The sequence below is a fragment of the Paraburkholderia sp. EG304 genome, assembly GCF_046543485.1.
In the GTDB taxonomy this organism is placed as follows: domain Bacteria; phylum Pseudomonadota; class Gammaproteobacteria; order Burkholderiales; family Burkholderiaceae; genus Paraburkholderia; species Paraburkholderia youngii.
In genome coordinates, this window is sequence record NZ_JBKGUA010000060.1 from 1 (window position 1) to 26762 (window position 26762).

General features: G+C 61.6%; 18 protein-coding genes and 4 pseudogenes. 10 read left to right on the forward strand and 12 right to left on the reverse strand.

The annotated features are described in order from the left end of the window. Positions 1 to 71: 71 nt before the first annotated feature. From ACLFKU_RS36870 to ACLFKU_RS36880, 3 genes are all read right to left on the reverse strand, one after another. A complete protein-coding gene (locus tag ACLFKU_RS36870) occupies positions 72 to 557 on the reverse strand; it encodes an IS110 family transposase (protein ID WP_410852483.1) in 486 nt (161 codons plus the stop codon). Between the two features lie 280 nt (positions 558 to 837). Further along, on the reverse strand, positions 838 to 1557 hold the full coding sequence (locus ACLFKU_RS36875) for a hypothetical protein (protein WP_410852459.1): 720 nt from the start codon (positions 1555 to 1557) through the stop codon (positions 838 to 840). A 124-nt stretch (positions 1558 to 1681) separates the two neighbouring features. Then, the gene (locus ACLFKU_RS36880) at positions 1682 to 2944 is read right to left on the reverse strand and encodes a cation:proton antiporter (protein ID WP_410852460.1); all 1263 of its coding nucleotides are present in this window, start codon (positions 2942 to 2944) and stop codon (positions 1682 to 1684) included. 533 nt (positions 2945 to 3477) lie between these two features. Here ACLFKU_RS36880 and ACLFKU_RS36885 point away from each other — a divergent pair. The 5 genes and pseudogenes from ACLFKU_RS36885 to ACLFKU_RS36905 all read left to right on the forward strand — a co-directional run bounded on the left by ACLFKU_RS36885 (position 3478) and on the right by ACLFKU_RS36905 (position 8266). Beyond that, the gene (locus ACLFKU_RS36885; RefSeq protein WP_410852461.1) at positions 3478 to 3912 is read left to right on the forward strand and encodes a hypothetical protein; all 435 of its coding nucleotides are present in this window, start codon (positions 3478 to 3480) and stop codon (positions 3910 to 3912) included. A 27-nt stretch (positions 3913 to 3939) separates the two neighbouring features. Beyond that, positions 3940 to 4149, forward strand: a complete 210-nt coding sequence (locus ACLFKU_RS36890; protein ID WP_410852462.1) for a ChaB family protein — start codon at positions 3940 to 3942, stop codon at positions 4147 to 4149. Continuing rightward, complete coding sequence (locus ACLFKU_RS36895) at positions 4055 to 5155, forward strand: universal stress protein (protein ID WP_410852463.1); 1101 nt, start codon at positions 4055 to 4057, stop codon at positions 5153 to 5155. Before ACLFKU_RS36890 ends, ACLFKU_RS36895 begins: the two co-directional genes overlap by 95 nt. Before the next feature lie 151 nt (positions 5156 to 5306). Next, positions 5307 to 7664 (forward strand): AMP-binding protein, encoded by a 2358-nt coding sequence (locus ACLFKU_RS36900; RefSeq protein ID WP_410852464.1) that lies wholly within the window; start codon positions 5307 to 5309, stop codon positions 7662 to 7664. 45 nt (positions 7665 to 7709) lie between these two features. After that, positions 7710 to 8266 (forward strand): annotated as a pseudogene (locus tag ACLFKU_RS36905) (lysophospholipid acyltransferase family protein). An 8-nt stretch (positions 8267 to 8274) separates the two neighbouring features. Here the strand turns inward: ACLFKU_RS36905 and ACLFKU_RS36910 are convergent. From ACLFKU_RS36910 to ACLFKU_RS36930, 5 genes and pseudogenes are all read right to left on the reverse strand, one after another. Then, positions 8275 to 8930 (reverse strand): annotated as a pseudogene (locus tag ACLFKU_RS36910) (BON domain-containing protein). Between the two features lie 120 nt (positions 8931 to 9050). Further along, positions 9051 to 9257, reverse strand: coding sequence for a hypothetical protein (locus tag ACLFKU_RS36915; protein WP_410852465.1), 207 nt, complete (start codon positions 9255 to 9257; stop codon positions 9051 to 9053). Next, a complete protein-coding gene (locus ACLFKU_RS36920) occupies positions 9250 to 9540 on the reverse strand; it encodes a hypothetical protein (RefSeq protein ID WP_410852466.1) in 291 nt (96 codons plus the stop codon). The genes ACLFKU_RS36915 and ACLFKU_RS36920 overlap by 8 nt, the downstream gene beginning before the upstream one ends. 259 nt (positions 9541 to 9799) lie before the next feature. Further along, a complete protein-coding gene (locus tag ACLFKU_RS36925) occupies positions 9800 to 12244 on the reverse strand; it encodes a filamentous hemagglutinin N-terminal domain-containing protein (RefSeq protein WP_410852467.1) in 2445 nt (814 codons plus the stop codon). Positions 12245 to 12632: 388 nt separating this feature from the next. Continuing rightward, on the reverse strand, positions 12633 to 13154 hold the full coding sequence (locus tag ACLFKU_RS36930; protein WP_410852484.1) for a universal stress protein: 522 nt from the start codon (positions 13152 to 13154) through the stop codon (positions 12633 to 12635). 452 nt (positions 13155 to 13606) lie between these two features. On the opposite strand from ACLFKU_RS36930, the gene ACLFKU_RS36935 reads away from it, so the two are divergent. Both ACLFKU_RS36935 and ACLFKU_RS36940 read left to right on the forward strand, forming a co-directional pair. Then, entirely contained in the window at positions 13607 to 15265 is a 1659-nt protein-coding gene (locus ACLFKU_RS36935) for an AMP-binding protein (RefSeq protein WP_410852468.1), read from the forward strand. Positions 15266 to 15333: 68 nt separating this feature from the next. Beyond that, positions 15334 to 18177, forward strand: a complete 2844-nt coding sequence (locus ACLFKU_RS36940; RefSeq protein ID WP_410852469.1) for an AMP-binding protein — start codon at positions 15334 to 15336, stop codon at positions 18175 to 18177. An 18-nt stretch (positions 18178 to 18195) separates the two neighbouring features. On the opposite strand, the gene ACLFKU_RS36945 is transcribed toward ACLFKU_RS36940, so the two are convergent. From ACLFKU_RS36945 to ACLFKU_RS36955, 3 genes are read right to left on the reverse strand one after another with little or no spacing between them, the layout of a single operon-like run. Further along, complete coding sequence (locus ACLFKU_RS36945; protein ID WP_410852470.1) at positions 18196 to 19389, reverse strand: efflux RND transporter periplasmic adaptor subunit; 1194 nt, start codon at positions 19387 to 19389, stop codon at positions 18196 to 18198. Beyond that, a complete protein-coding gene (locus ACLFKU_RS36950; protein ID WP_410852471.1) occupies positions 19386 to 21755 on the reverse strand; it encodes an ABC transporter permease in 2370 nt (789 codons plus the stop codon). Before ACLFKU_RS36950 ends, ACLFKU_RS36945 begins: the two co-directional genes overlap by 4 nt. Then, complete coding sequence (locus ACLFKU_RS36955) at positions 21749 to 22453, reverse strand: ABC transporter ATP-binding protein (protein ID WP_410852472.1); 705 nt, start codon at positions 22451 to 22453, stop codon at positions 21749 to 21751. Before ACLFKU_RS36955 ends, ACLFKU_RS36950 begins: the two co-directional genes overlap by 7 nt. 282 nt (positions 22454 to 22735) lie before the next feature. Here ACLFKU_RS36955 and ACLFKU_RS36960 point away from each other — a divergent pair, with 282 nt between their 5' ends. From ACLFKU_RS36960 to ACLFKU_RS36970, 3 genes and pseudogenes are all read left to right on the forward strand, one after another. Then, complete coding sequence (locus ACLFKU_RS36960) at positions 22736 to 23284, forward strand: hypothetical protein (protein ID WP_410852473.1); 549 nt, start codon at positions 22736 to 22738, stop codon at positions 23282 to 23284. Beyond that, entirely contained in the window at positions 23281 to 23943 is a 663-nt protein-coding gene (locus ACLFKU_RS36965) for a universal stress protein (protein ID WP_410852474.1), read from the forward strand. The genes ACLFKU_RS36960 and ACLFKU_RS36965 overlap by 4 nt, the downstream gene beginning before the upstream one ends. Further along, positions 23865 to 24263: pseudogene (locus ACLFKU_RS36970) on the forward strand (universal stress protein). The gene ACLFKU_RS36965 and the pseudogene ACLFKU_RS36970 overlap by 79 nt, the downstream one beginning before the upstream one ends. Positions 24264 to 24286: 23 nt before the next feature. On the opposite strand, the pseudogene ACLFKU_RS36975 reads toward ACLFKU_RS36970, so the two are convergent. Beyond that, positions 24287 to 26727, reverse strand: a pseudogene (locus tag ACLFKU_RS36975) (cation-translocating P-type ATPase). Positions 26728 to 26762: the final 35 nt, after the last annotated feature.

Genomic DNA, 26762 nt, shown 5'->3' on the forward strand with positions numbered 1-26762 from the left:
GCCCACGCACACCGCTTGACCGGGTAGATCGAGATAGGTCGTGTCAACGACCATGCAAACAATCCACGCTCTCACATCATGCCCCACGCGCGCGCGGATCGGGGATCGGCCCTGCCGAGCCGCTTACGATTCAACTGCCGGGCCAGGATGTTCTCGATGCTGAGAGTGTTCAGCATGCTTTGCTGTACGAGTTGCATGCGCTTGCGGGCGAGATCACGCGGGCCTCGCTCCTCCGGGGGATAGATGTAACCTTCTGGCAGCAGTCCAAGGCGGAAGATATGCGCGAGAAACACGGCATCTCGTTCATCGCCGACATACTTCAGGCCCTCGTACTGCTTGATGGCAGCGGTATTTGCCAGATGGACGGCAAAGCCCGCGGCCATCAGGCCATCGACACGCCAGTACCAGTTATAGGTTGATTCCACCACGACCCCCTGCAGGTCCTCATGAAATGGCGCGAGGACCGCGACGATTGATGGCAGGTCGTTGGCCAGTCGCTTGCAGTAAAGCACCCGGTCCTCATCGTCGATCACGGCGTTATTCGAGTGCAGATCGATGCCGCTATACTCATTTCAGCCTCCTGAACGGGTCGGTTGAGCTTGGCGTCTCAACTGTAGACCCTGGCCGCCCCTTCTTTGAGCGGCCAGGAGGCCTTTCAATGATTATCACCGGCCCTCGCCAGTAACCGCGGGGCTGACCGCGCCTGTTTTGACACATTTATATCCCGTCGAATCGGCATAAAAGTGTCAACTCGCATAAGTTCGCATTAAATTTGTCAACTCGCCTCCTACACTTCGAATCCCGTCGGTAGGAGGTTTGTCTCATGGTGGATACCCTTCAAGTAGCCGAGCCCATCACGCTTGGCCGGCCGCGCGGCGCACACCGATTCGAAGCCTTCAGCCCCCTACCACCGAGCGCATGCCCACGCCGCGGCATTCCAGTAACGCCACGCGCGCCTCCAGAAGCTCTCGCCCTTTTTGCTACAAGTTCGCAGCCGTCAGCAGCAAGTCTGGAGAGTCCCTCCAGCGCCAGTTGATCCACCAGCCGGCGCGCAATCTCCTCGCGGAGGTCAGCGTCTGATTTCCCGCAGACGCGCACGCGATGGTCACTGAAGCAATGCGTGGTCTGAGGTACGTCATGCCGCATCTCGTCGCCCTCGGCCGCAACGCCCAGCACATGCCGTTGGAACATCGCCATTCCAAGCGTTGCGTAGGCTTCTGTCAAATTAGAATTCCTGGCGTAATATGCGCGCAGTTCTTCGGAGCGACTGAACGCCTTCACGAGATCATCGGGTGTCGCGAAGAAAACGCGAATCAATGGATCGGTTGACCAGGCGGCCGCATTGGCCTCGTGGGGTGCGGGTGGCGAGCGTATTAGATCGTCGATGTAAGTAGGCGAGACGGAAACGGCCTGCCTGAGACGTTCCTTGTAATGTCGTGCCAGCCGCAGGCGCGGGTTCATTGCAATGACACGATCAATCATCTCGGCCACGCGTGTGGTTTGGTCATGTGCAGTTCGTGCCTTCATGGGATGCAACGGGCTGGAAAGTAATCCCATCATTCACCTCGTACCGAGGTCTCGCACTGCGTGAGTCGTCACGTGAATCGTGGCGACTCCACAATCGCAATGGTAGTGCCATGACTGCTCCATGCTATCAAGTGTCGCGGCACCAAGCTGTGAGTCAGAGACCCTCAGCAGTTGCCCGATCTGCGCCAACTACCTCTTGCTCATGCTCTGGCGCACCGCGCCCCAGCGGGGCGATTGACCTGGAATACCTGACGGTCGCAGGAAGCGCGGTGAGTCCGTGGGCGAAGATGCTGAGCAGAACCGTCGCCATCACCGCGAGCTTGATGGTGGGCTCTCCGGGCAGATCGGTTTCGTGCTCGAGATAGACAAGCCCGAGAACGATCGAGGCGAGCCCTCTCGGGCCGAACCATCCCATGAACAGGGCGGTCGTCCAGCTCAAGCGCGTGCCCAGCAGCGCGATCGCCACCGGAACGATACGAATCACCGTCAGGCTCAGCACGCTATAGGTCACGACGGCAAGATTGAACTGTGTCCAGACACGGGTGACCAGCAGCCCGAACAGGAAGAACACGAAATAGTTAAAGAGTTGTCCCCAGTCTTCGGCGAACTCCACGCTGTGCTTGCCGACCTCGCGGAAGCCTGCCTGTGTCGCCAGGCCGGCCACGAACGCGGCGATGAACATACTTGCGCCCGTGGCCTCCGAAGCCACCATGCAAGCAAGCGGCAGCGCCGCCACACCCAGCTGCGCGACCGGTTCGGCCATCCACTGCTTTCGACGAGCAAGACCCAGCAGCCAGCCACCCAGCAGTCCGATGGCGAGTCCCAGCAATGTTCCATAACCCAGCTGCTCGATCAGAAAGCGTGTCAGGGCCGTACCTCCCCGACTCGTTTCTCGGACCTCCGCCAACGCGACAAAGAACATCAGGAAGGGCACCGAGAGTCCGTCATTCAATCCGGCCTCCACATTCAACGCCTGACGGATTCGCTGTGGGACATGCAGGCTATTTACGATGACCTGCCCGAGCCCGGCATCCGTCGGAGCGAGAATCGCGGCGACGATACCCGCCTCCCACCAGGTCAGCGTTCTGAAAACGACCATCGCAAACAGCACCCCGAGCATGATGGTGAGCAGCATGCCCGTGCTCAACAGGCGTATCGGAAGATTGGTTTCGCCCTTCAGCATGCTCGGACGGACTCTCGACGCATCGGTGAAGAGCGTCATCACAAGTCCCAGCTCGGCCACAAGCAGCAGATCTTTACGGTCGAGCGCGAGTTCGTCCAGCGCTCCGTGGGAAGCGGCCATGAGCGCACCGAACACTGTAAACAGGATCGGCGCCGTCAGGATCGTTCGCTCCAGTCGCCGGGAAATCAGGCTGTAGAAAAAGACCATCGAGATGAAAGCGGCGATGATGATCATCAGCCTTCTCCTCTGCCGCGGTGTGAGACCGTTCGCGCGAGACGAGGCCGGCGTCCGCGCCGGCCATCTCTGCTAAAGAGCCATGCGCATATCAGACTGCCGGGTGGGGACCTGCGGATTGATCCAGGTCAAACCTAACCGTCACTGCTTCACCGGCCTCATGAGATCGTGTCTCGATGACGACGGTTCAACAGACATTGTGCCAATGCGAGAATCAATAACGTGCTTCACGACCATCGCCGCTTGCCTGACAGGCTGCGCACACGTCCCAATAATTGCGCCGCAAGCTTCCGAGCCCCCACCGCCTGTTTCTCCGGTCCGCCGATCGTCGAACATCCCGATGCTCCGTCATTGACACACGTCAACGCCTGCACCTCGCAGTCGTTCATCCTTTTATTCGAGCGTCACGCTTTTGCATTGCAACGGTGAGCTGCAGCGGCTCGTGGGGCCCGGCTTGCCCGGCACAGCCGGATGCCGGCGGCCTGGTGGCGCTCTCGCGACCACGACCACGACCACGACCACGGGAGGCATTCATGTTGACTCAGTCCTCTACAAGCAATCTGCCGGAAATCTGGAAGACCTTCGCCGACGTGCAGATGCAAGCCTGCGCCGATTGGTTGGCGCTGACACAGGAAACGTGGGCGCGTTGCGCGCTCACACGCAATCCGCTCGAATGGATGTCGACTGCCAGCCTCATGCTGCCCGAGTGCGTGTCCAGCGCGATGCAATACTTCAAGAACGTCTCGGACGCTGCCAATGCGTGTCGCGATCTGGCCGGCGGAGTTGGTGCGGCCCCCGCTGCCGCATTGCCTTTGTTTGCACCGGGAGCTGCGGTCGGTCCGGCCGGAGTCGTGCCTGTGGAAGACCAACATCCTGCTCGTTCACGAACATCACGAGTGATGCCGGAGGTGGTCGTCGACAGATCTGAAACATCCGGTTCGTCTCTCTCAAACCAGGATCGGGCCTGAACGACGAATTTTCGACCGGGGAACGAAGTGCCCTATTTCAGCAATGCCGATCTGCCCATACCCGTTCGGCATCATCTGCCGCAGCGCGCGCAGGATATCTATCGGGCTGCCTTTAACGCAGCGTACGAGGAATACGCAGTCGATGCGCGTCACGAAGAAATCGCGCATCGCGTGGCATGGGCGGCCGTCAAGCGGTGTTATGTCAAGGACGGCAACGAATGGATCGAGCGGCGCTGATCCACACGATCGCGGCGTCCCTTCTGCGGGTGAAACCCGTTGTGCTGTGAAACGCGACAGGCCGCGAATCCCATTGACTTGCGTCAACGCTACGGTGGTCTGCCTGCATAGACTGGGTTCAGTCACGTGCGAAGACACGTTTGTGCATGCCGACGGAGTCAATGAGATGAACTACCGCAATCTGCTGGTCCATCTGGACGATAGCCTGGCCGCGCAGCAGCGCCTTGATATCGCGTTGCGCATCGCCCGACAGTTCGATGCCCAGCTCGTGGGGCTGGACATCGCGTCGATTCAAGATGCTCACATGGTCTTCGCGATACCTGGCGCGGCTGGCATGTACGCGGAAATGATACGACAGAGCGATCAGCGACGCGCGGCTTTGCGCGATTCATTCGACGCAGCGTGCGGGCACGCGAACGTCGCCGGTCAATTCCGGTGCAGCGACGCGAGCGACAAGCGAAGCATCGTACGGTATGCGCGTCTGGCTGACCTTGTTATCGCCGGCCAGTCAAACCCGAACGCCCCCGAAACATATATCCACAATCACTGTGGAGAGCAGCTGTTGATGACAGCCGGACGCCCCGTGCTCTTCGTGCCCTACACGGGCATATTCCCGAGCGTCGGCAGCCGGATCCTGATCGCCTGGGATGGAAGCCGCGAAGCGACCCGCACCATTCACGACGCCCTGCCGTTCATTTCCCGTGCGCAAAGAAACATCATCGTGACCGTGCATGGCCCGGCAGACGCACCGCTTGCCGCGCGCATTCCGGGTGCCGACATGCCCCGCACGCTCGCCCGTCACGACGCGGTCATCGACGTGGTCGAACTCGAGGGCGCTACCGGAGCGCGCGCGGGAAGCATGTTGCTGTCGTGCGCGCAGAACCACGGCAGCGACCTTATTGTGATGGGTGGATATGGTCACGCGCGCTGGCGCGAAGCCGTGTGGGGCGGCGTTACGCATACGCTGCTGCAATCGATGGCCGTGCCGGTGCTGATGTCGAATTGAATCCGCGCGATCTGCGTGAGGGACGTCATGGCCTCGAACGTAGCAGGTCGGCCAGGACGGCAGTAAACCGGTCGATGCAAGCGCTGTCGTTGACATCGCGGCTCGCCTGCGAAAAGCACGCACTGCGCTAGTCGGAAGCGAGGAGACGTTCATGACGCAATTTCACGCAGAACTGCGCACGGCTCAAAACACTGACGCACAGAACCGGTTGCTGGACGTGGTCCGCGCGCTCAGTCTCGAACTCCACGGCGGGTTGCAAGATCAGAAACCGACCACCCCCGTCGTATCAGGCGCACCGGTCCTTGTGCCCATCACGCTCGAGACACAACTCGAGCGGGACCTCGGCTTCGACAGCCTCGCGCGTGCGGAGCTGCTGACGCGAATCGAGCAGACATTCGGCGTTCAGTTGCCGGTCGACGCGTTCGCCTCCGCGAGGACACCGTTGGACATTCTCGACGCGCTCGCCAACGCGTGCCCGCGAGCCGTGGACGGCGCGGGCACGCGGCCGTCTGGCGCGGTAGCAGTCCCCACCTCCACGAGCCTGAGCGCTGGCAAGCCAGACCTCGACGCTCCAGGCACCGCCAGGACGTGGGCCGAAGTCGTACGCTGGCATGCGACGCGCCATCCCGAGCGACTGCACCTGGTCATTCTGGACGAGAACGGCGGCGACACGCAGGTGAGCATCGGCCAGCTGTACGGGCAGGCGCTCCTTGCCGCGGGCGGCCTGCGCTCGCTCGGTGTTGATCCCGGCGACACGGTCGCGCTGATGCTGCCGACGGGCCTCGACTACTTCGTCTGCTTCACCGCGATCCTGCTATGCGACGCGATCGCCGTGCCGGTCTATCCGCCGGCGCACCGGCTCGAAATCGAAGACCACATGCGCCGCAACGCGGTCATCCTCGCCAACGCCGGCGTCAAGGTTCTGCTCGCGGCCGACGAGATCGGTGTGATCGCGCGGCTGCTTGCGATCCAGGTGCCGACGTTGCGGCACGTGCTGTCGCCGCGACAGATCGAAGCTCGGCCAATGTCTATGCCGTCTGCCGCAAGCGCCGACGACATCGCGTTGCTGCAGTACACGTCGGGCAGCACCGGCGTGTCCAAAGGCGTTGTGCTCAGCCACGCGAACCTGCTCGAGAACGTCCGTGCGATGGGCGAGCGCATGTGTGTGAATGCGCACGACGTCCTCGTCAGCTGGCTGCCTCTTTATCACGACATGGGACTGATCGGCGCGTGGCTAGCCCCACTCTACTTCGGCCTGCCGCTCGTCGTGATGTCACCCCTCACGTTTCTTGCGCGACCGGGCAGCTGGCCGCGGGCGATCGGAAGGTATCACGGCACGATCACAGCGGCGCCGAACTTCGCGTACGAGCGCTGCGCACGGCAACTCGCCGACGACGACGTGACCGGCGTCGACCTCTCGTCGCTGCGCTTTGCATTCTGCGGCGCCGAGCCGGTCAGTCCGCGAACCATGCGCGCATTCGCTGCACGTTTCGCATCGCACGGGCTCGATCCGCGCGCGATCACGCCGGTCTACGGGCTCGCTGAGAACGTACTCGGCGTTACGTTTCCGCCACCTTCGCGCGGTCTTACGGTCGATCGCATCGGACGCGAAGCGCTCGACAGGACCGGCGAGGCAAATCCCGTTCGCGACAGCGACGCATCGGCCGAGGCCGTTGAGATCGTCAGCTGCGGTTTCCCGCTCGGCGGGACCGAGCTGCGCATCGTTGCCAACGACGGGCGCGAGCCGGCGCCCCGGCATATCGGCCGGATCGAGCTACGCGGAACGTCGGCCACGCGCGGTTACTGGCACAACGAAACGCAGACCCGAACATTGTTCGACGACGGCTGGCTCGACACCGGCGATCTCGGCTACGTCGCCAACGGCGAGCTGTTCGTGACAGGACGCTCGAAGGACATGATCATTCGCGGCGGGCGCCACTATTTTCCGTATGAGCTGGAGGACACGATCGGTCGCCTGCCGGACGTGGTACATGGCGGGGTCGCCGTATGCGGCGCCATCGATCCGCGCAGTGCAACCGAGCGCGTCATCGTCATCGCCGAAACTACGCTTGCGAGCGGGCAGCAAGACGCGCGCGAGCAATTGAGGACGCGTATCAATGCCGCCACGATGACGCTGTACGGTGCCCCGCCCGAGCAGATCGCCCTGGTGCCTCCCCATAGCATCGTCAAGACCGCCAGCGGCAAGATCCGGCATGCGGCTACGCTCGAACAATTCGATCGCGGCGTCGAGACGATGGCGCCGCGTCCGTTCTGGCGCCAGTTCGGCGACGCGCTGCAACGCAGTGCGTTCGCGCTGGGACGCCGCGCGTGCGAACGTGCGCGGAGCGGCGCGCGTGGCGTCGCGTGCTGGAGCGTGTTCGCCGCGCTTGGTGTCGGCGTCTTCGTCTGTATTGCATTTCGACCCGATCAAGCGCGTAACTGGCGCATCCCCCTGCGCGCGGCGGGATTGCGCGTGGAACTCGAAGGCGATCTCGCCGCATTGCACTAGCCGCATACGGTGATCGCGTCTAATCACACCGGTTATCTCGACGTCGTGGCGCTCACCGCATTTCTGCCTGCGCCGGTTGCCTTCGTATCGAAGCGGGAACTGGCGCGCCGGCCATTCGCCGGTCCGTTGCTGCGGGCAATCGGCGCCCGTTTCGTCGAGCGCGGAGTCGACGCGGGGAGCCTCGCCGACGAAGCGCGGTTGATCGAATTCGCGACAGTCGGAGAGCGTCTGCGGTTTTTCCGGAGGGCACCTTCGTGCGCGAGGCTGGGCTGCGCGCGTTTCATCTTGGTGCTTTCCGCTGCGCATGCATGACGGGACAGCGCGCCGTTCCGGTTGCGCTGCGCGGCGCGCGTGCCGCATTGCCCGATGGCGCATGGGTCCCTCGGCGCGGCTCCATTACGATTTCGCTTCTGGCGCCTGTGGCGCCCGATGGAGCTGACTTTGCCGCGACCGCACGATTGCGCGAGCGGGTGCGGGCCTCCATCCTCGAGCACTGCGGCGAGCCGGATGCGGCCGGCGACCTGTTCGCACCTGTGAAATCGCGCCTGCCCGTGTCCGCGATCACCAACGAGACATGGACCAGGCGCGCCAAAACGGCGTGATGCGCGCGTCAATTCTCGACCGACAGGTGATCGAGGACGATGCGCACGCCTGGTGCGGACCATGCGGCATTGCAGGCAATCGACTTTTCCGCGAATGAGCCGACCTTGCCGCGCAGCGTCATCGTTCCTTCCTCGACGCTCACGACGATATGCTTTGCCTCTTTTCGCGCGTGGCGCTCCAGCGCCTCGGTGATCCGGTCGGCGATATCGACTGGCGTGGCGCGGCCGCGTACGGTTATCTGATTGACGACCGCCATTACGCTGCGCAACGAAGTCACTGCGTTTTCTGCGGACTTGATCTGGAAACCCCAGTCCACTTCGCCGCACAAGGGGTCAAACAGCCCTTTTCGACAGTCAGTTTGACTGTGTTCTCGTCAAGACCGGTATGCCATTGCAGCATCGCGCGCGCCGCTTCTGCGATTTCCTCGTCGGTGCGCTTGTCCTTGTCCGGCAGCCGCACGTCCAGTTCGACGACGACGCCCTTGGCGCCCTCCACGCGCTGTGCCGCTTTGCGGGCGGCGAGCTTTTCCACATAGCTGTCGAGATGCCCCGCCAAGGTCACGATGCGGTCGCGGACCTCGACGCCTATACCGGCGGAGTTGATGACTGGATCCCACTCCAGCTCGCGTTCGACGTCGTTTTTCAGTTGCATGTCGGTCTTCATCGCGCGTCTCCTTTCTGACGAACGTACCTGATGGCAACGAGGAGCGGAGCCACCTGCACGGTGCCAGCACCCTGCTTTCCGGGAGGGTAGTCACTGCGTGTCGATGCGGATTGATCTGCGTCAAGCGCGATCCATCTGCGTGACGAGCGCCTTGAGCTGTTCGGAGAGGTATGCGTGAAACAGCTCGGCCTGGTTCAACATACGAAGGTGAGCCGGCAGCGACGCGAGCTCTTGCGAGGCGTAGGCGCGAATTTTGTCGATCGGTGGTAGCACACACCGTTGGCCGTCGCGCATCAAGGTGCCGAGCAATAGAGCGCCGTCATGCATCTGATGCGCCGGCGTGGCGGTCTTCCAGAATACGACCGCCCTTATCACGGCTGCGGAAGACCTGCTTGCGGCCCGACAGTGTCACCTTCCCTTCCGAACGCTTGCGGCGCGGCTCGCCCGCGTATTCGACGAGCTTGTAGGCGCAGTCGAGGTACGGCGCATCGGCTGAGGTATTCATCCGCGTGCCCACGCCAGAGCCGTGGATCGGCGCATCACATCCCATCAGATCGCGCAGACGGTACTCGTCGAGATTGCCGCTCGCTAAAATCGTCGTGCCATGCATGCCGGCCTCTGCAGGTTGTCAGAGATCATGAAAACGAGTCACTGAGCTGAAAAAAATTCTCAGCGTTCGTGAAAAATCAGGTTGGCTGGCCGGTTGGCGAGGGGACGCAGACCGGGCCACTTTCGGGCAAGCTACGGACGTTCGTCGATGCTTTCACGCTGACGTTCGAACTTCAGCTTCCGCCCCCAGACAATGGACATTTCCCCGACGTCTTTTCTATTTCACTGTAAAGCAACGTGTCAGTGCGCCGGAATCAGGTTCAGTGCGCTAGCTGCCAGCGCAACACAGGGTGCATCGCTCCCACAGGCATCGCCCATACTCCCGTCGGGCCAAAGTCATACGATGCAAAGGATCCAGTCGTGCTCATCTGTGTGGTCGTGAGCCCGTTCGATGCAGGTACTGGCGTCCCGTATACGACGCCAACTGTCGCTGTCGTCGTTTCCTTGTCCCAGTAAACGTCGTCTGCGATCGTGCCGTTGTTCGTCCGTGCGATTCCTATGGGCTGATAGAACGGCTGAGTGACGCGGCCCGTCGCGAAAGACTGACCGATGGTCCCGCCGTTTGTGACAACAAGTCCCGCGCCGCCGCATGGATTTCCGGCGCTGCCCCGGCAGTATCCTTGAAGCAGCGTTGTGCTGGTCGAGTACGACTGTTCGATCGTGCCCGAGTTGTGGTCGACGAGGCCTCCAGCGCCGTGGTTGATATAGCTCAGGGAGTTCAGTGGGCCACTCGAGAAAGACTGGGCGATAAGGCCGCTATTCTCACCCGCGATACCGCCCAGGTTGCCACCCGCGGTCAACGAGACGCTGCTGGCGGAACGCAAGATTGTGCCGGCATTCACTCCCACTAGGCCGCCGGCTGTCGTGTAGTCGACTCCGGAGGAACCTGCGTTAGTGGAAAGGTTGCCGGCCGCGTTCACGCGAATGATCGTCCCGCTGTTCGTGCCGGCAAGCATCCCCATATTGCCGTAAGCAGGTACGCCGAACGGCCCCGGGCCTGAAACGCCATTGCCCTGGACGGTCAGATTCCGCACGACGCCCATGCTGCCGACGGCGCCGAACATGCCCACTAGAGGCGGGGCGTATGGGTCGGCAGGCACCCAGGGTTGCAGCGTCAGTGGACTCACCGTATGGCCTTGTCCGTCGAATTGCCCGATGAACGGCGTAACGCTGTTGCCCAGCGGGGCATATGACCCGTCGCTCGTCGCGCTTGCATTGATATCCTTGCCGAGCGCGTAGTTGCCGGCGAGGTCGGCGACAACGCTCTTCAGATCGTCGAGCGAATTGACTAGTTTGTAGGCAGTGCTTTGCGTCAGCAGTCCGCTGTACGGACCTGGCATCCACGTCGTATTGATGAGTTGCGTGCCGGCACTGTACGTCCCGTTGGTGTCGTAGAAAGCGCTGATGGCGCCCGTGCTTCTCGACCAGTCGAGTCTGCCGAGGTTGGTGACGCTGCCGCCGTTGTCGATGCCGGATGCGTCGGCGCGCAACGTCAGATTGCCAGCACCGGTGTTGGCGATGGTCGTACCCGTCGCCACCGACACGTCGTGGTGCGCGGCCAGCGTCAGCGAAGCCGGACCGGACCAGCGCAGGCTCGACGCGACGCCCAGGTCGCCCGTCGCGCCGTTGGCGCCCGTGGTCGTGACATCAACCGAGGCGCCGGCGTTCAGGCTGCGGCGCAACGCATGCGCGGCAGGATCATCGATCGTGAAAGCGGGCGTCGAGAGATTCCATTGGCCTGCATCGACCACCGCGTGGCTGCCGAACGCCAGTTGTGCCGCTTCGGTATCGACGGTTCCGCCGCTGCCGGCCGCGTTGCTCGCGACGATCGTGCCGTCCTGCTCGACACGGCCTCCATCGGCGACGAGCCAGACGTGCCCGTCGCGGCTGGCCGTGCCGGTTGCACGGACGCGCGTGCCGCTGCCTGCGAGCGCATATACGTTGCCGTCGGCGGCCTGCAGGCTGATCTGCGCGGCTGTAATTCGCCCCTTGTTGATGACCGTGCCCTGACTGCCCGTCTGCACGAACACTTGTCTGCTGCTGCCCGAATCCTGCAGGAGTACCTGCCCGCCGGCGGCCAGTTCCGCCGTCCCGTTGGGCGCGGACACGCTACCGGCGTTGATAACTGCACCGCGGGCAATCAGGAACACATCGCCGCCGCTGGAACTGATCCTGCCGAGGTTGGTGACGCTTGCATCGGAGTCGCCCGACAGTGTGAGCGCGCCGCTGCCTTTCATGAAGGCGTCGTTGCAGATATTCAGCGTGGTCGCGACGAAGCGTCCGCCGGTTGTCACCACGCCCGACGGCCCCACGACGATGCCCTGCGGATTGATCACATAGAGGCTGCCCGTTGCACTGAGCCGGCCCAGGATGGCCGAAGGTGAGCCCCCGGTCACCCGGTTCAGCGTCGCGCCCGAGCCGTTGTCGAACGTCACGCTGTTGTTCCTGCCAACGGAAAAGCTGTTCCAGTCGATCACACCGCGCGTCGAACCTGGTTGGGTGATCAGGAGACCATTCCGTTGGCTGGCTATCGTGCCCGCACCGGCGACATAGGTGCCGCCTTGTGGAAGGACGCCCGCTGCGAGCGTCGTGTGTGTAAAGGAAAGCCCGGTGAGCGAGATACTGACGGCGAGCCACAGACGTCCGTCTGACCGCCCGCGATGGAGCGCGCGTCGCGCGGGCCGAGGTAGTTCTGACCGTGACATACATCCCCCTTTCCGCGAGAGGCGCGGAATGGTGCCGATGACCCCGCAGAGCCGACCGGAAACACCTGAGTCCCAGCCTCTGAAGAATAGTCGCGCGCCGAACAGTCTGATTGATGTACGTCAACGAATCAGGGGCCAGGAGAGTCGCCGTTCAGGCCATGCTCTCGAACGTCCTCACGGTCTTCACGATAACGATCGTGACGAAGACCGACGTTTGGCGTAATTGGTTCGGTCTTGGCGGTCTTAGCGTGTGGAGGAACTCATTTCGCTTCCGGAAAATTAACCAAATAGCTTCCGCTTTGGTTGGATTCCCGGGTGAAAATAGCGCCTCGGCGCCGGGGTTCTTTACTCAAATAACTTCCAAGATCCACTACCACGACCTATTGAGCTAACGGGCTTGCTCGCGCATGCGCAGTGAAAACCCAACCTCATGAAACACATTCACCGCTATCCTTTCTCGATCAGTATGCTGCATTGGCTGCTGGCCGTCGCACTGATTGGCAATCTGATCATAGCCGCTACTCCTTTCATAGGAGGCCGGAACAACAAGAATCGAGCACTGACACATCCGCGCAAGAGGCTCAGATATCGTTCCCTCCAGCCAGCCGAGTAAGCGCCGGTTCTGCCGCGTGCCAACGACAAGTAGATCGGCCTGCCATGTCCGGGCGGCTTCGAGCAGTGCGTGTGCGACATCCCACCCCTCTATGGAAAGATCCATCACCTCCGTGTCGACGACTGTCTTGCCGACCGAAATGACGGTCTTTGCGCGGGTCACCGCGTCTTCGGCACCGCATAGTAGCTCGTCGTGCACCGAGCTGAGGTCGACTCCGACGAGCGGATCCAACAGGATCAGCCGGCGTGGATCTTCGGCAACGCTTACGATTCGCACGTGTGCCCCTGGCGCAGCAATACCGCGAGAGCATAGGCCGCAGCATGCAAAGAGGCCGACGAAGCGTCTACGGCAATGAGAACGCGACCGACTTCGTCGTGGTCATCGTGGTTTGAAGTGGCAGTGCTCATGATGCAATCTCCGAGGTGGTGCATTGCGGACTGGTATTTTTCGATCGCGGCCGTTGGCAAGGCCGCGGATCAATCTATTCCCTGACTGATTCCACATTGATCCAGGTCAAACCGCTCACCCACGGGTATTGCTGTAATTCGAAGACATCGGAACTGGGCACTTCGCGCTCCAGTAGATTCCGATTGCGGGGGAAGGACCGTCGACGTGATGCAGATCTCTATCGGACTCAATGCACGAGGCTGTCCCGTAGCCTTGACGCACGTCAATTTCTCATCGCAAACGAACCCTATGCTCGATCCATAGTCACGAATGTCTCCCAATCCGGTAAGGCTCGATCGACCATGAACTGCCCCAACACGGCGGACGTCCCCTCCTGCGAGCCGCATGTCACGGAGATCGATGCCAGAAGCGTTCGAACATTGCCTGAAATGTTCGAGGCGGCCTGCACCAAGTACGCTAGGCGCCCCGCATTCAGCTCGTTCAATCACGCGCTCGAATACCGGGACGTCGCGCAATATGCGCACCGCTTTTCCGCCTTCCTGGTCAACGAACTGAAGCTCGAGTCCCTCGATCGCGTGGCACTTATCCTGCCGAACGGCCTACCCTATGTTGTGGCCTTCTATGGAGCGCTCGACGCTGGGCTCGTGGTTGTCAATGTCAACCCGCTGGCCACACCGCGTGAGATTCAAATCCAGCTCGCCACTGCGGCGGTTTCAGCGATCGTCGTATTGGAGAATTTTGCCTACAAACTGGACGACATCCTTGATGAGAAGCTGGCGAACGCGGTCATATCCGTCGCAGCGGGCGATCTGCTACCGCTGCCCACGCGCACCGCGATTGATTTTCTGCAGCGCGTTGTACGTCGCTCGATTCCACCGACTAAAAGGCAATACCGGACATTCAGAGCCGCTCTTTCGCGCCGTGACTCGAACGAGCGACATCTCCCCCCGGCCGGCCTCGACGATGTTGCACTGCTGCAATACACCGGAGGAACGACGGGCACGCCGAAATGCGCGATGCTCACGCACAGTAACCTCAGTTCGAACGTTGCTCAGATTTGCGCATGGCTTGGTGCGTCGTTCTGTTCCCCGCAGCAGATCATTCTCACGCCGCTGCCGCTCTTTCATATATTCGCGTTAACCGCCAGCCTGCTGACGTTTGTCGAAATCGGCGCGCACAATGTTCTCGTAATCGATCCGCACGATCTCGCCGGGCTCATACGAACTTTGCGCCGCACGCGGCCCACCGCGCTGTTAGGTGTGAATACGCTCTTCAATGCCCTTCTCGCCGCACCACGTTTCAAGACGCTCGACTGGTCACGCCTCACCCTCGTGATCGGCGGCGGCTCACCGATTCAGGCTGACGTCGCAGAACGATGGCAGACAGCAACGGGAGTACCGCTCATCGAAGGGTATGGGCTAACCGAAGCATCGCCAGTCGTCTGTGCCAATCCGACCAATGCGAAGCACTTCTCGGGATCAGTGGGTTATCCGTTGCCTTCAACCGAACTCAGCATCCGCGATGACGCCAATGCGCCGGTCGACACGGGTGTGATCGGAGAAGTCTGGGTCCGAGGTCCTCAGGTCATGCGCGGCTACTGGATGAACCCCGCGGAGACCGCCGAGGTCATCTCGACTGATGGTTGGCTTCGCACGGGGGACGTTGGGTACCTTACACCCGCCCACACGCTCGTGCTGGTGGATCGCAAGAAAGACGTGGTGATCGTGTCTGGCTTCAAGGTCTATCCCTCGGAAGTCGAGGCCGTGGTGTCCTCGCTGCCGGGCGTAAGCGCCGCAGCGGTAGTCGGAGTGCCGGATGAACGGACCGGACAGGCCGTGAAGCTGTTCGTCGTCCCACCCTCGAAGGATCTGACTGCCGAAATCGTGCTGCAACACTGCCGGGCCAATTTGAGCGCCTACAAGATTCCCCGATTCATCGAGTTCCGCGACACCTTGCCTCTGAACCAGCTCGGCAAGGTACTCCGACGCGCGCTGACTTGAAGGACCTGAAGTGTTCTTCTCGCTCTCACGCCCCTGCTGGCATCCTGACACTGATGCGGTCAAGTGATATGAGTGATGACCTCACCAGCCGTTCACCGGCCCACGCGCAGCGGTTGCTCGAAATAGTCGGCGCTTTCGCCGCGGAGATGAGTCCAGCGGGACACAAGCCGCGGGACGTCACGTTGAGTAGCCAGTTCGAACGAGATCTTGGCCTGGACAGTCTTGCACGTGCCGAACTGCTGACCCGCATCGAGGACACACTCGGCGTGCATTTTCCGCTTGCATCGTTCGGGCAGGCGACGACGCCCGCCGATTTACTGCGCGCACTCGCAGGAGAAGCATCCGGGCGATCCGAGGGAGTTATCGGCACGGTCGAGCTTCCAGCGCCGAGCGGTGCGCTGGACCCGCCGATTGACGCACAAACGTTGATCGACGCACTGCAGTGGCACGTGTCCCGACGAACCGAGCACACTCACATCGTGTTTCTCGACGAGGACGCATCTTCACATACGATGACGTATGCGGGGCTGTACGAGGCCGCGCTGCGGGTATCGCACGGGCTGCGCCGGCTCGGCGTCAATCCCGGAGATACCGTCGCACTGATGCTGCCCACAGGCATCGACTATTTCGCGTGCTTTGCGGGCATCATGCTCGTCGGCGCAATCGTCGTACCGGTGTATCCGCCAGTACAGTCGGCACGGATCGACGATCACTTGAGGCGCCACGCGGCCATTCTCTCGGATGCGCGCGCGCGTGTGATGATCGTGCCCTCGCATGCGCTCGGAGCAAGCCTTCTGGCCAAGGCCCGCATCCCGGTGTTACGCGAGATCGTCGCAATGCATCAACTCATGGGCGAAACGGACAATGAACGGTATGTCCCGCTCGCGGAAGACGTCGCGTTGCTTCAGTACACTTCCGGCAGCACTGGCGCGCCAAAAGGCGTGGTGCTCACCCACGCCAACCTGCTCGCCAATATCCGGGCGATGGGACAGACTGCCCGGATCGAGGCACACGACGTCTTCGCAAGCTGGCTCCCCCTGTACCACGACATGGGTTTGATCGGAGCATGGTTCGGTCCGCTCTACTTTGGCATCCCGCTGATTCTGATGTCCCCGCTGACGTTCCTCGCACGCCCAGCGCGCTGGTTGCAGGCGATCGGCCGCTACCATGCCACCGTTACGGCAGCGCCCAACTTCGCCTACGAGCGATGCACGCGCCGGATCGACGACGCCGACCTCGAAGGCGTCGACCTGTCTTCGCTGCGCCTCGCATTCTGCGGCGCGGAACCCGTCAGCGCGTCAACCATGCGGGCATTCGCGTCACGCTTCGCCGGCCATGGGTTCAATGAGAACGCACTCAACCCCGTTTACGGTCTGGCGGAAAACACGCTTGGACTGACGTTTTCGGAGCCCGGCCGAGGGGTACGGACAGACAGTATCAGTCGTGGCCGGCTGGCGGACTCGCAGCGTGCAGCACAAGCGGAGTCGCCCGATGACGTCCTCGAACTGGTCTCGTGCGGACACGCGTTACCCGGCAACCAGATCCGTATCGTTGACGCCGGAGGCAACGAGGTATCCGAAAGAACGATCGGCAGGATTGAATTTCGAAGTCCGTCCGCGACCGGTGGGTATTTTCAGAACCCGGCGCTGACCGCGCGGTTGAGTCATGATGGCTGGCTCGATACCGGCGATCTGGGATACATGGCCGATGAAGATCTGTTCATCACGGGCCGCGTGAAGGATCTGGTGATTCGGGCGGGCCGTCACTTCTTCCCGTATGAACTGGAAGCCGCGATCGGGCATCTGCCTCATGTGCGCAACGGTTGTGTCGCAGTGTGTGGAACGCCTGACGTCGAGACGGGCACCGACCGCCTGATCGTGATTGCGGAGACTCGCGAAACCGCGCCCGAGGAACTCGCGGCAATACGCACTGGCATTAACGAAGCCTCCATGGCTCTGCTGGGCGCTCCGCCAGAAGAAGTCGCTCTCGTCCCGCCGCATAGCATTCTTAAGACATCGAGTGGCAAGATTCGCCACGCGGCCACACTGGATTTGTACCTGCGCAATCGCGGCAATCTCCTGCCGCGCCCCGCGTGGCTTCAGTGGCTCGACATCGGTGTGAACACCGTATGGCCGATTGCCCGACGAATTCGAGCCGCCGCCACGTACGCCGCTTACGGCGCATGTTGCTGGCTGATCGTAATTCTGATTGCCATACCGACAACGTTGATGACCCTGTGGCATCCGGACACCGGGCGAAACTGGACGATTGCATCGCGCGCGGCACGCCTCTTCCTGAAGCTCGCAGGTATTCGCATGACGGTACGCGGAGCCGATCGCATCGACAGTGCGCGGCCGGCCATCTTCGTTGCGAATCACGCGAGCTATCTTGACGGCCTGGTGCTGCTGGCGGCTATCCCCATGCCGATTAGCATGGTGGCGAAACGTGAGCTGGCTGACGGATGGCTGATGGGTTCCTTCCTTCGCGCAATCGGCACGCGCTTCGTCGAGCGCGTCGACCATCAGCGCATGACCGAGGACGAGCGCGAACTGGTGAAGCACGCGATGTCTGGAACCTCGCTGCTGCTCTTTCCAGAAGGAACATTCGTCAGATCCGCGGGGCTGCGGCAGTTTCGTCTCGGCGCTTTCGTGGTGGCATGTGCATCGCACCGGCCCGTCGTGCCGGTCGCAATCGCAGGTGCCCGTGTTGTGCTTCCGGACGGACAGTGGTTGCCAACGCGAGCCGACCTGACGGTCACGGTGCTCCCCGCTCTGCAACCGACTGGAGAAGACATTAAAGCGGCTGCGGTCCTACGCGACGCCGCACGCGACGCAATAGCTGGTCATTGCGGGGAACGGGCGCTCAGTGAGATTTCCCCGCTGGACGTCCCCACTCGTCACGCCACCATTTAAGCCAGCGATATTCCAGAACTAACGATCCGCAACACCATGTCTTGCGACGGAGACTTCGACACGGGCATTGTCCATAAGCGTACTTGGCGGATAAAGAACGACCACCGCCTGATCCGATAGCCCGTTGAGAAGTTCCGCCTCTTCCGCGTTTCGCGGCCCAATTTCCACTTGCCGAAGCCTGGCTCGACCGTGTTCGATTGCAAACACCGTCCACTTCCCTTCTGCCCGGAATAGCGCGCTGACCGGTAACTTCAATGTGTCGGCTCGCTCCCATATGACAATTCTTCCTTCCACCCGATAGCCGTCGGTCAACGATTCCGGTCTTCGGCTCAGGTCCGCAACGATATTCACGCGCTGCTCTTCGACGCCCAAGGCCGAAATCTTCGTGAATGCGCCCGGTTCAACAGTGCGGACCGTCGCCTCGATCGTGCTTGTGCCGCCCCAGTTCTGTACCAGAATCCGCATGCCGGGACGGACATTGACAGCGTCGGTCGACAGCACGTCCATGACAAGCTCGTAATACGAGGGATCTGCAAGAACCATCAAGGTGGCCCCCGCGGACACGATACGCTCGCTCTGTTCGCTGATGCGAAGAACCAGCGCATCGACGGGCGCGCGGACTTCGACCGGTTGTCCCGATTCGAGGGCGCTCAGATTCGCACGTGCGACGCGAACGTCCGCTTCGGCGGAAGCGGCCCGCGAGCGGGCGGCCGCATAGTCACTTGCGCTTGAGAGTTCGGTCGAGGTCAATTGTTCGGACACCTGGCGCGCCATGGCGCCCGCGCTGGCCAGAGTGCGCCCGCGCTCAGCCTCCCGATGCGCCTGATCCGCGTCAGCGCGAGCATGCGCGACTCGCGCCTCGGCTTCGCGACTGATCGCCTCCGCCACCTGCACCCGGGCCCGTTGCTGCGACAACTCGCCAGGTGCCATAGGCAGTGGGGCCAGAATGGCGACGACCTGATCGGCCTTGACATGATCGCCTTCACGCAACGTCACCCGCAGCAGACGGCCCGTGATTGGAGCCGCCATCACGTAGCGGTCATGCGCGCGAATTTCACCGTCTTCGTCGATCGTCACCTGCACCGGCCCGCGCGTTACCGGCGCGGTATCCACCTTGATCGCTTTGGGCCACAGCGCGTACGACACCGCGCCGCCGACGACGAACGCCAGTAATAGGCAAAGGAACGCCTTGCGCAGTTTCGGGCCGCTCATGATTCTCGCGCCTTCAATACAGCGATCAGGTCGAGGCGACGTATTCGCCACGCCACCAGAGCCCCGGAGCACACCACCGCCCCAACTGTCACAAGCGCCGCGGCCGCGAGAGTCGGTGCGCCCACGACGAGCGGTATGCGGTATAGATCCGTCTGCAGTCGCTCGACCAGCCATGCACAGGTTCCAAAGCCAAGCATCAGACCGAGCGGCACGGCCACCGCGGCAAGCACGAACTGTTCGCCGAGCAGTAGCCAGGCAACCTCGGACCGGCTGAACCCCAGTACCCTCAATGATGCCAACTGCTGGATGCGTTCCGAGTACGCTATCCGCGCACCGTTGTAAGCAACGCCGAAGGTAATGATGCAGGCGAATACCACGTTGATGCTGGTGGACAGCCTTACGCTCTCGTCCACGATCTTCCGGAAACTCTCGATCACCGACCGCCGCAGCGCCACGGCGCTGATTGCCGGTGTCTGCTTGAGCTTCGCATATAGCTGGCCTAGAAAGGGCCGGTCGACCGCAAGATAAGCGCCAGACCAGGTCGTTCCCTCTCCGGCGAACCGTCCGAGCGCGTTCTGATTCATGTAGGCACGAATGCCGACCAGATCGCCCACCAAGCCCGCCACCCTGATCTGACGCACACGCCGATCGCCTTCGAGCATTTCGACCGTCAGCAGGTCGCCGGCGCGAACATCGAGAATGGCCGCGAGACGGGACGACAGAAGAATGCCATCCGAAGGCGTGCGCAGCGAGAGGAACTGATCGTCGAGGAGCTGATGCGTCCCGGACCTGGGCGCGATCCCGTTCAGCGTGGTGCGTCTCGAGCGATAACCCGAGGTCAGCTTGACCGGAATCTCACGGAACGGTTCGACGCGCAGCACCCCCGGCATACGTTCGAGCGAATACATCGCCCGATGGGACACCGGTTGTGCAAACATGACCGTTACATCCTGGCGCTCGACCAGCCGAAACTGGATATCGAACAACCGGTCGATTGCATCGAAAAAGAATCCGCCGACTACGAGGATCGCAGCCGCCGACGCGATGGCCAACAACGAAAGCCACGCTTTGACCGGTCTTCGCACGATATTGCGGACGATCATCCGCGAGGTGACGCTCAACTGCCGATAGAGGGCGGCACGCTCTCCCCAGCCGGCGGTGAAACTCTGCGGCAACTGTGCGTGCAATGCCTCCACCGGCATGAGCCTGATTGCTTTCCTGACACTTGTCCATGCTCCGAGGAGCGAAGTCGCCAGAGTCAGAATGGCGACACCCACGATAACGGACGCGTCCACTCGATACTCGAGCCGCGGAAAGCGATAGTACGTCGCGTACATGGCGGTCAGACGTGAGCCTAGCAGCATGCCCGCTGCCGCGCCGATCATTGCGCCCGCCGCGACCACCACGCACGCGAACGTCAGGTAGTGAGCGCCGATTCGTTCATTGCTGTAGCCGAATGCCTTCAGCAGACCAATCTGCGTGCGCTGCGTATCGATCAAACGGCTGAGCACGTTGTGAAGCAGAAACATCGCGACGAAAAAGAAGATCGCCGGAACGTAGGTTGAGGTGATCCGGTTCTGGGCGATTTCATCGGAGATGAAGCGGTGAGAAATCTGCTCTTCCCGCTCGATGGCACCCAGCCCGCCGTAAGGGGCGAGCAGGCGATCCACCGCCGTCGTCACCTCGCGAGGCGAGACGCTCCCGTCGAGCGCCAGCACTAGGTCGTTGAAGGCCCCTTCCATCCGGAACGCGGCTGCAACGGCATCTCTTCCCATCCAGAGCACGCCGTAATGCCGGTTGTCGGGGAATATCGAACCGGCTCCGGCCTCGTAAATATATTCGGGCGACAGCGCGATACCGACTATGCGCAGGTGCTTCCAGCGCCCGTTGATGACTGCGCCGATCCCGTCCCCCGTGTGCAATCCGTTTGCCTCGGCGAATGCGACGCTCAGGAGAACTTCGTCATCGCGACCGGGCTCGGCGTAGCGGCCGCTTTGCAAGTGCAGCAGATTCAGCGCCGGCCAACCCTGATCCGGAACGGATACGACACGTCCTGTTGCCGGTTCGGCAAGACCAGGTACATCGAGCATGACGTCGAAGACGACTCTTGCGTCCGATCGCGTCACGCCCGGCAATCTAGCTATGCGCGAAGAGACGCTGAGCGGCGCCCTCTTCAGATGAACAAACAGATCGGCGAACCGGTACGACATGTAATAGTCTTGCTGGGCGTGCAGAAGCGCCGCATAGGTACTGCGCATTGCAACATAAGTCGCCACGCCGCAGGCCACGACCATCGCCGCGGCGAACACCTGAGCACGCATCTGCCACAGGTCCTTTCGCAGCAGGCGCGAAAGCGTGGTTACCATGTCAGATCCTTGACGCGAAGCCGCTGGGTGTTCTGACGCTGCTCGACGATCGTCCCGCTGCTCATGCGCACCACGCGATGCGCCATTTCGCCGATCACAGCGTTGTGCGTGACCACGACGACCAATGTGCCGAATTCCCGGTTGACCTGATCGAGCACCTCGAGGACCATGCGTCCGGTGAGAAAATCGAGCGCGCCAGTCGGCTCGTCGCACAGCATGACGTCCGGTCGCTTCGCAATCGCTCGGGCGATCGCCACACGCTGCTGCTCGCCACCTGACATTTGCGTGGGGAAATGATCCTTCAGCTCTCCGATGCCGACCATCCGTAGCGCTTCATCGGGGGCGATGGGACGTTCTGCAATGTCGGTCACCAGCGCCACATTTTCGAGGGCGGTCAGGCTGGGCATCAGGTTGTAGAACTGAAACACGAAGCCGACATGCTCACGCCGGAATTTCGTCAGTTCCTTCTCTGTAGCCGATGACAACTGGTGATCCCGATAGCGGATGAAGCCGCTCGTCGGCGTATCGAGCCCGCCCATCAAATTCAGCAAGGTCGATTTTCCGCTTCCCGAAGCGCCCAGAAGCACCACGAACTCGCCGCCCCCGAGGTCAAGGTCCATATCCCGTAACGCGTGAACGTCAACGTCGCCCATGCGGTAAGTCTTTCGCAGCGTCCGGATCGAAAAGACATTCTCCATGAATCATCGCTCCAACGCTGATCCCCGTTTGGCAGATGGAAACCGCCTGTTATGACGCAGCGCGGGTGGGTTGCCGGGCGTGATCTGGCATCTGTCATCTGTCTCCAGATACGTTGCGATCTGCCCTTACGAAACGCTAGATCAAATAACGTCGGCGCGATTGATATGTGTCAAGTGATCCGAAGATATGGGGTCAATCCAGACCTTTGATCTCCATCAAGATACTAGGGCGCATGAGGCGCCTAATGGTTCTTCACCCCCGCTGCACTCCAGGAGACTTCGATGGAATTTCATTTGCACCGGGGCCAGTGCAAGCTCCGAACCCCCGATTGGTGGGCCGCAATCGTTTCCGGCACGATTGCGGCAGCTGTTCTGATGTGTGCTGCCTCAGCCGTGATCGTCGCAAATAGCGGCAGTTCGTGGGGAGCGATCCGTATGGTCGCCGCCATCGTGATTGGAGACCGTGTGTTCGTGGAGCCAGGCTCGCACGATGCCGCAATGCTGGCGGTGGCGCTCGCCGTTCATCTGATTCTGGCGATCGGGTTTTCGGTTGCTCTGGCGGCGATCATCGAAGCGTTTCCCCTTTACTTCAACCTGTTGATGACGTCGATCATTGGAATCGGGTTCGGTGCGTCTCTCTATCTCCTGAATTTCTACGCGATGACAACGATATTTCCGTGGTTCGTCGACGCCCGGACATGGATCAATTTCAGTCTGCACATACTCTACGGTCTCGTTGCCGGCATTTCGTACATATGGATCGTCAGGCGGAACAAATCAGCCATTGACGCTAACGGGACTCGTTCGGCTCGCGCAGAGAGCAGATCGTGAGTGCCACACCGAGCGCGGATAGCGCCGCTTCCTACGGCATCAAACGGATTCTTGTCGCAGTTGACTCATCATCGGTGGCCGCGCGTGCAGCGACGTATATACGCTATATGGTGGCGCCTGGTGTGCGCCTGCGTATTGTAAGCGTGGCAGAGAATCCTGCTGTCCTCGTGCCTCTCGGATCGATGGCGTATGCCGAACTCCAGACCATCCGTGCAGAATTGTTTCGTGACGCCAGCGAAGCGGTTGCACATGTGAAAGAAATTTTCGCGCCGCTCGGCAGCGAAGTTGATGCCGAGGTGCTCGAGCGTTCAAGGCAAGGCGGCTATACCGCCAATGCGCTGATCGATGCCGCGACCAAATGGCAAGCCGATCTGGTCGTCGTGGGTGCGCGTCATCATCACGGCTTGCTGCGCTGGGTTGAAGGAACGGTGTCCGAATCCGTGACAACTCAAGCCTCGTGCTCGGTTCTCGTTGTGCCCGCTAGTTATGAAGGCGAGATACATGCTATGAAGGCGAGATACATGCGTTACCGCGCCGGATCCTGTTTGCGCTTGACGGGAGCCAGGCCTCTCTGGATGCATTGCGGTTCGGCCTGCTATTTGCAACGCCTGAGTCGAGCCTTCGAGCAGTCTATGTCGTCGATCGCGCTGTTCGACTGACTGACCTCATACCCATCCATGTCCGTGAGGATGCGTTCAAGGACGAAGGGAACACCATACTTGCCGCCGCCGCGCGCGTCTTCGCCAATCTGGCCAATCATGTCGAAACCGGGCTTGTCAAAACGAAACGGACGGGCGATGACGTGCCCCATATGATTGTCCGCGAGGCCCGACGATGACATGCCGACCTCGTGGTCGTCGGCACGCATGGCCGGCGAGGTCTCGCCCGCTGGTTTCTCGGAAGCGTCGCCGACCGAACCGCGCGCATCACTGATACCCCACTGCTGCTGGCGCGCCCCAGACAGAACTCTTTATCCTGAATGAACGGAATCGGAGTTTCCCGTCAGACACCCCCACCCTGGCTGAGCAGCGCGACGAGGCCAAACAGTCGCGCCAGGGCGGGAACGGTCATCAGAAGCAACAGAGCCACTCCGGTTACACCCAGAACAATCCAAAGATAGCGATTCTGCCGACGCACCTCGGGGCGTGTGCCCGACTGCGGCAACGCACGGATCACAAAAATCAACGCGACATTGCCCGCGACGAGTGATACGAAGGCGAGCGTGCGGGCGACAGGCTGTTCATAGCCCTGAGTCAGCAGGCCGGCATACAGACCCAGCACGAGCATGGCAACCAGCGCGCCCGCCGTTGCGTCCTGGGCCAATGCGCGACCCGATAGCAGCCGCGCGCCGACCCGGCGCGGCGGCATACGCATGAGGTTGTCGCGTTCGGGTTCGTTCTCGAACACGATCGAGCAAACCGGATCGATAACCAGTTCCATAAACACGATATGAACCGGCGCAAGCATCGGCGACCAGCCAACAATAACCGGAATCATGGTGGCGGCAATGATCGGAATGTGGGCTGCAATCGTATAGCTGAGCGCTTGCACGAGATTGACATAGATGCGCCTTCCCAGCCGGATCGCGGACACGATCGGCGCAAAGTCGTCACGCAATAAAACGAGCGAGGCCACCTCGCGCGCGACTTCGGCACCGCGCAGGCCCATTGCAATGCCGATATGTGCCGCCTTGAGGGCGGGCGCGTCGTTTACGCCATCACCGGTCATTGCGACGATGTGACCATCTTCCCGGAATGCGTTGACGAGCCGCAATTTCTGGCCTGGCTTGACGCGGGCAAACACGTCAGCGTTCTTGATGGCCTCACGAAGCTGCGAGTCATTCATCGTTGCCACTTCCTGGCCGCTCACGATCCGCCCGCCGTCGATGCCCACTTCAGCCGCGATGGCCCGTGCCGTCGAGGGATAGTCGCCGGTAATCATCACCACGCGGATGCCGGCGGCCTGGCATTCTGCGATAGCGCCCGCGACCTCCGGTCGGACCGGGTCCAGAAGACCGACCAGTCCCACGAACGTGAACGCGAATTCATGCTGCTTCTCCGGCCAGTCCGCATGCGAGTGTCGCGCCTTGGCGACTCCTAGCACCCGCAACCCGCCCAACGCCATCTGCGCGGCCTGATCAAGGAGGGCCTGCGTTTCGCTCTCACCCAGGTGACATAAAGCACAGACCGCCTCCGGCGCGCCCTTGCAGGCCACTGCGCGATGAGCGAGTTCCGGCGTGTGCCATGCGTGGGACATCGCCGGCAACTCCGGTGTCAGCGCGTACTCGTGAACGAGCGACCAGTCCTTGTGAAGACGTCCGGTGCCGGCGAGCCCCACGCGACCGGCTTCGTGAAACGCGCGCTCCATGGGATCGACCGGCTCGATTTCGCTGGCAAGCACCAGATACTCGATGAGTTCGTGATAGGCCTCCTCGATGTGCCGAGTGGCCTGATCGATGACTTGCCACCTTCCTTGCGCAAAGAGCACGCGCACCGACATGCGGTTCTGCGTCAGCGTGCCGGTCTTGTCGACGCACAGTACCGAAGTCTGGCCGAGGGTTTCAATCGCACTCATACGGCGCGTCAGCACGCCGTCGTCAGCGATACGGCGAGCCCCCAGCGCCATGAACACGGTCAGTATCACCGGTATTTCTTCGGGCAGAATACCCATGGCCAGCGTGATGCCGGCGAGTACGCCCGGAAGCCACTCCCCCGATCGCAGACGATAGGCTGCCACGAGCAGAAGGCATAGTACGATCGCAATCGACGCAAAGCGGTTGACGAATGCTCTCGTCTCCAGTTGCAACGGCGAGCGCGCTTCCGAGATGCCGGTCAGCGACTTGCCGATACGACCGAGCGCCGTATCCGGCCCCGTAGCAGTGACGACCATTCTCCCCTGGCCCTGCACCACCATTGACCCAAAGAAAAGCTGCCCGCCAGGATCTTGCTGCTCAGGCGCATTGGTTCGTGCAACGGATTTGCTAACCGACACGGACTCGCCCGTCAACAGCGATTCGTCTACGCTGAGTCCGTGAGCCTCGGTCACCGTGCCGTCAGCGGGCACCCGTGCGCCTTCATCGACGAAAGCCACGTCGCCAAACACCAGTTCGGCAGCGGAAACAAGCTGCCGTTGCCCGTCTCGAAGTACCTGCGCGCGGGGCGCCGATAGTTCGCGCAGAGAGTCGAGAACTCGCGCGGTGCGATGGCTTTGGAAAACCGTGAGAAAGACGATAGCCATCACGAACGCGAGGAGCGTCAGTGCTTCCGAAACATCCCCGAGCACAAATAGATACCGCTTGCAGCGAGCAACAGCAGAAACATGGGCTCACGAAGCACCTCCCACAGGGTGCGCCACCAGGTGTGCCGCGCCGTTGAAGCCACGACATTGCGGCCGAACCGGGCGCGCTGCTCCTCCACCTGCGCGCTCGATAGACCACGCTTCATATCGGTGTGGCCGACCGGCGATGCCAATTCGCCGA

What these genes read in the sequence shown, in the direction of transcription:
- ACLFKU_RS36940 (WP_410852469.1), top strand. Translation starts at nt 15,334, where the DNA reads ATGAGTGATGACCTCACCAGCCGTTCACCGGCCCACGCGCAGCGGTTG.
- ACLFKU_RS36915 (WP_410852465.1), bottom strand. Translation starts at nt 9,257, where the DNA reads ATGCATGACGGCGCTCTATTGCTCGGCACCTTGATGCGCGACGGCCAA.
- ACLFKU_RS36960 (WP_410852473.1), top strand. Translation starts at nt 22,736, where the DNA reads ATGGAATTTCATTTGCACCGGGGCCAGTGCAAGCTCCGAACCCCCGAT.
- ACLFKU_RS36880 (WP_410852460.1), bottom strand. Translation starts at nt 2,944, where the DNA reads ATGATCATCATCGCCGCTTTCATCTCGATGGTCTTTTTCTACAGCCTG.
- ACLFKU_RS36955 (WP_410852472.1), bottom strand. Translation starts at nt 22,453, where the DNA reads ATGGAGAATGTCTTTTCGATCCGGACGCTGCGAAAGACTTACCGCATG.
- ACLFKU_RS36885 (WP_410852461.1), top strand. Translation starts at nt 3,478, where the DNA reads ATGTTGACTCAGTCCTCTACAAGCAATCTGCCGGAAATCTGGAAGACC.
- ACLFKU_RS36925 (WP_410852467.1), bottom strand. Translation starts at nt 12,244, where the DNA reads ATGTCACGGTCAGAACTACCTCGGCCCGCGCGACGCGCGCTCCATCGC.
- ACLFKU_RS36895 (WP_410852463.1), top strand. Translation starts at nt 4,055, where the DNA reads ATGCGCGTCACGAAGAAATCGCGCATCGCGTGGCATGGGCGGCCGTCA.
- ACLFKU_RS36935 (WP_410852468.1), top strand. Translation starts at nt 13,607, where the DNA reads ATGAACTGCCCCAACACGGCGGACGTCCCCTCCTGCGAGCCGCATGTC.
- ACLFKU_RS36945 (WP_410852470.1), bottom strand. Translation starts at nt 19,389, where the DNA reads ATGAGCGGCCCGAAACTGCGCAAGGCGTTCCTTTGCCTATTACTGGCG.
- ACLFKU_RS36950 (WP_410852471.1), bottom strand. Translation starts at nt 21,755, where the DNA reads ATGGTAACCACGCTTTCGCGCCTGCTGCGAAAGGACCTGTGGCAGATG.
- ACLFKU_RS36900 (WP_410852464.1), top strand. Translation starts at nt 5,307, where the DNA reads ATGACGCAATTTCACGCAGAACTGCGCACGGCTCAAAACACTGACGCA.
- ACLFKU_RS36875 (WP_410852459.1), bottom strand. Translation starts at nt 1,557, where the DNA reads ATGGGATTACTTTCCAGCCCGTTGCATCCCATGAAGGCACGAACTGCA.
- ACLFKU_RS36920 (WP_410852466.1), bottom strand. Translation starts at nt 9,540, where the DNA reads ATGCATGGCACGACGATTTTAGCGAGCGGCAATCTCGACGAGTACCGT.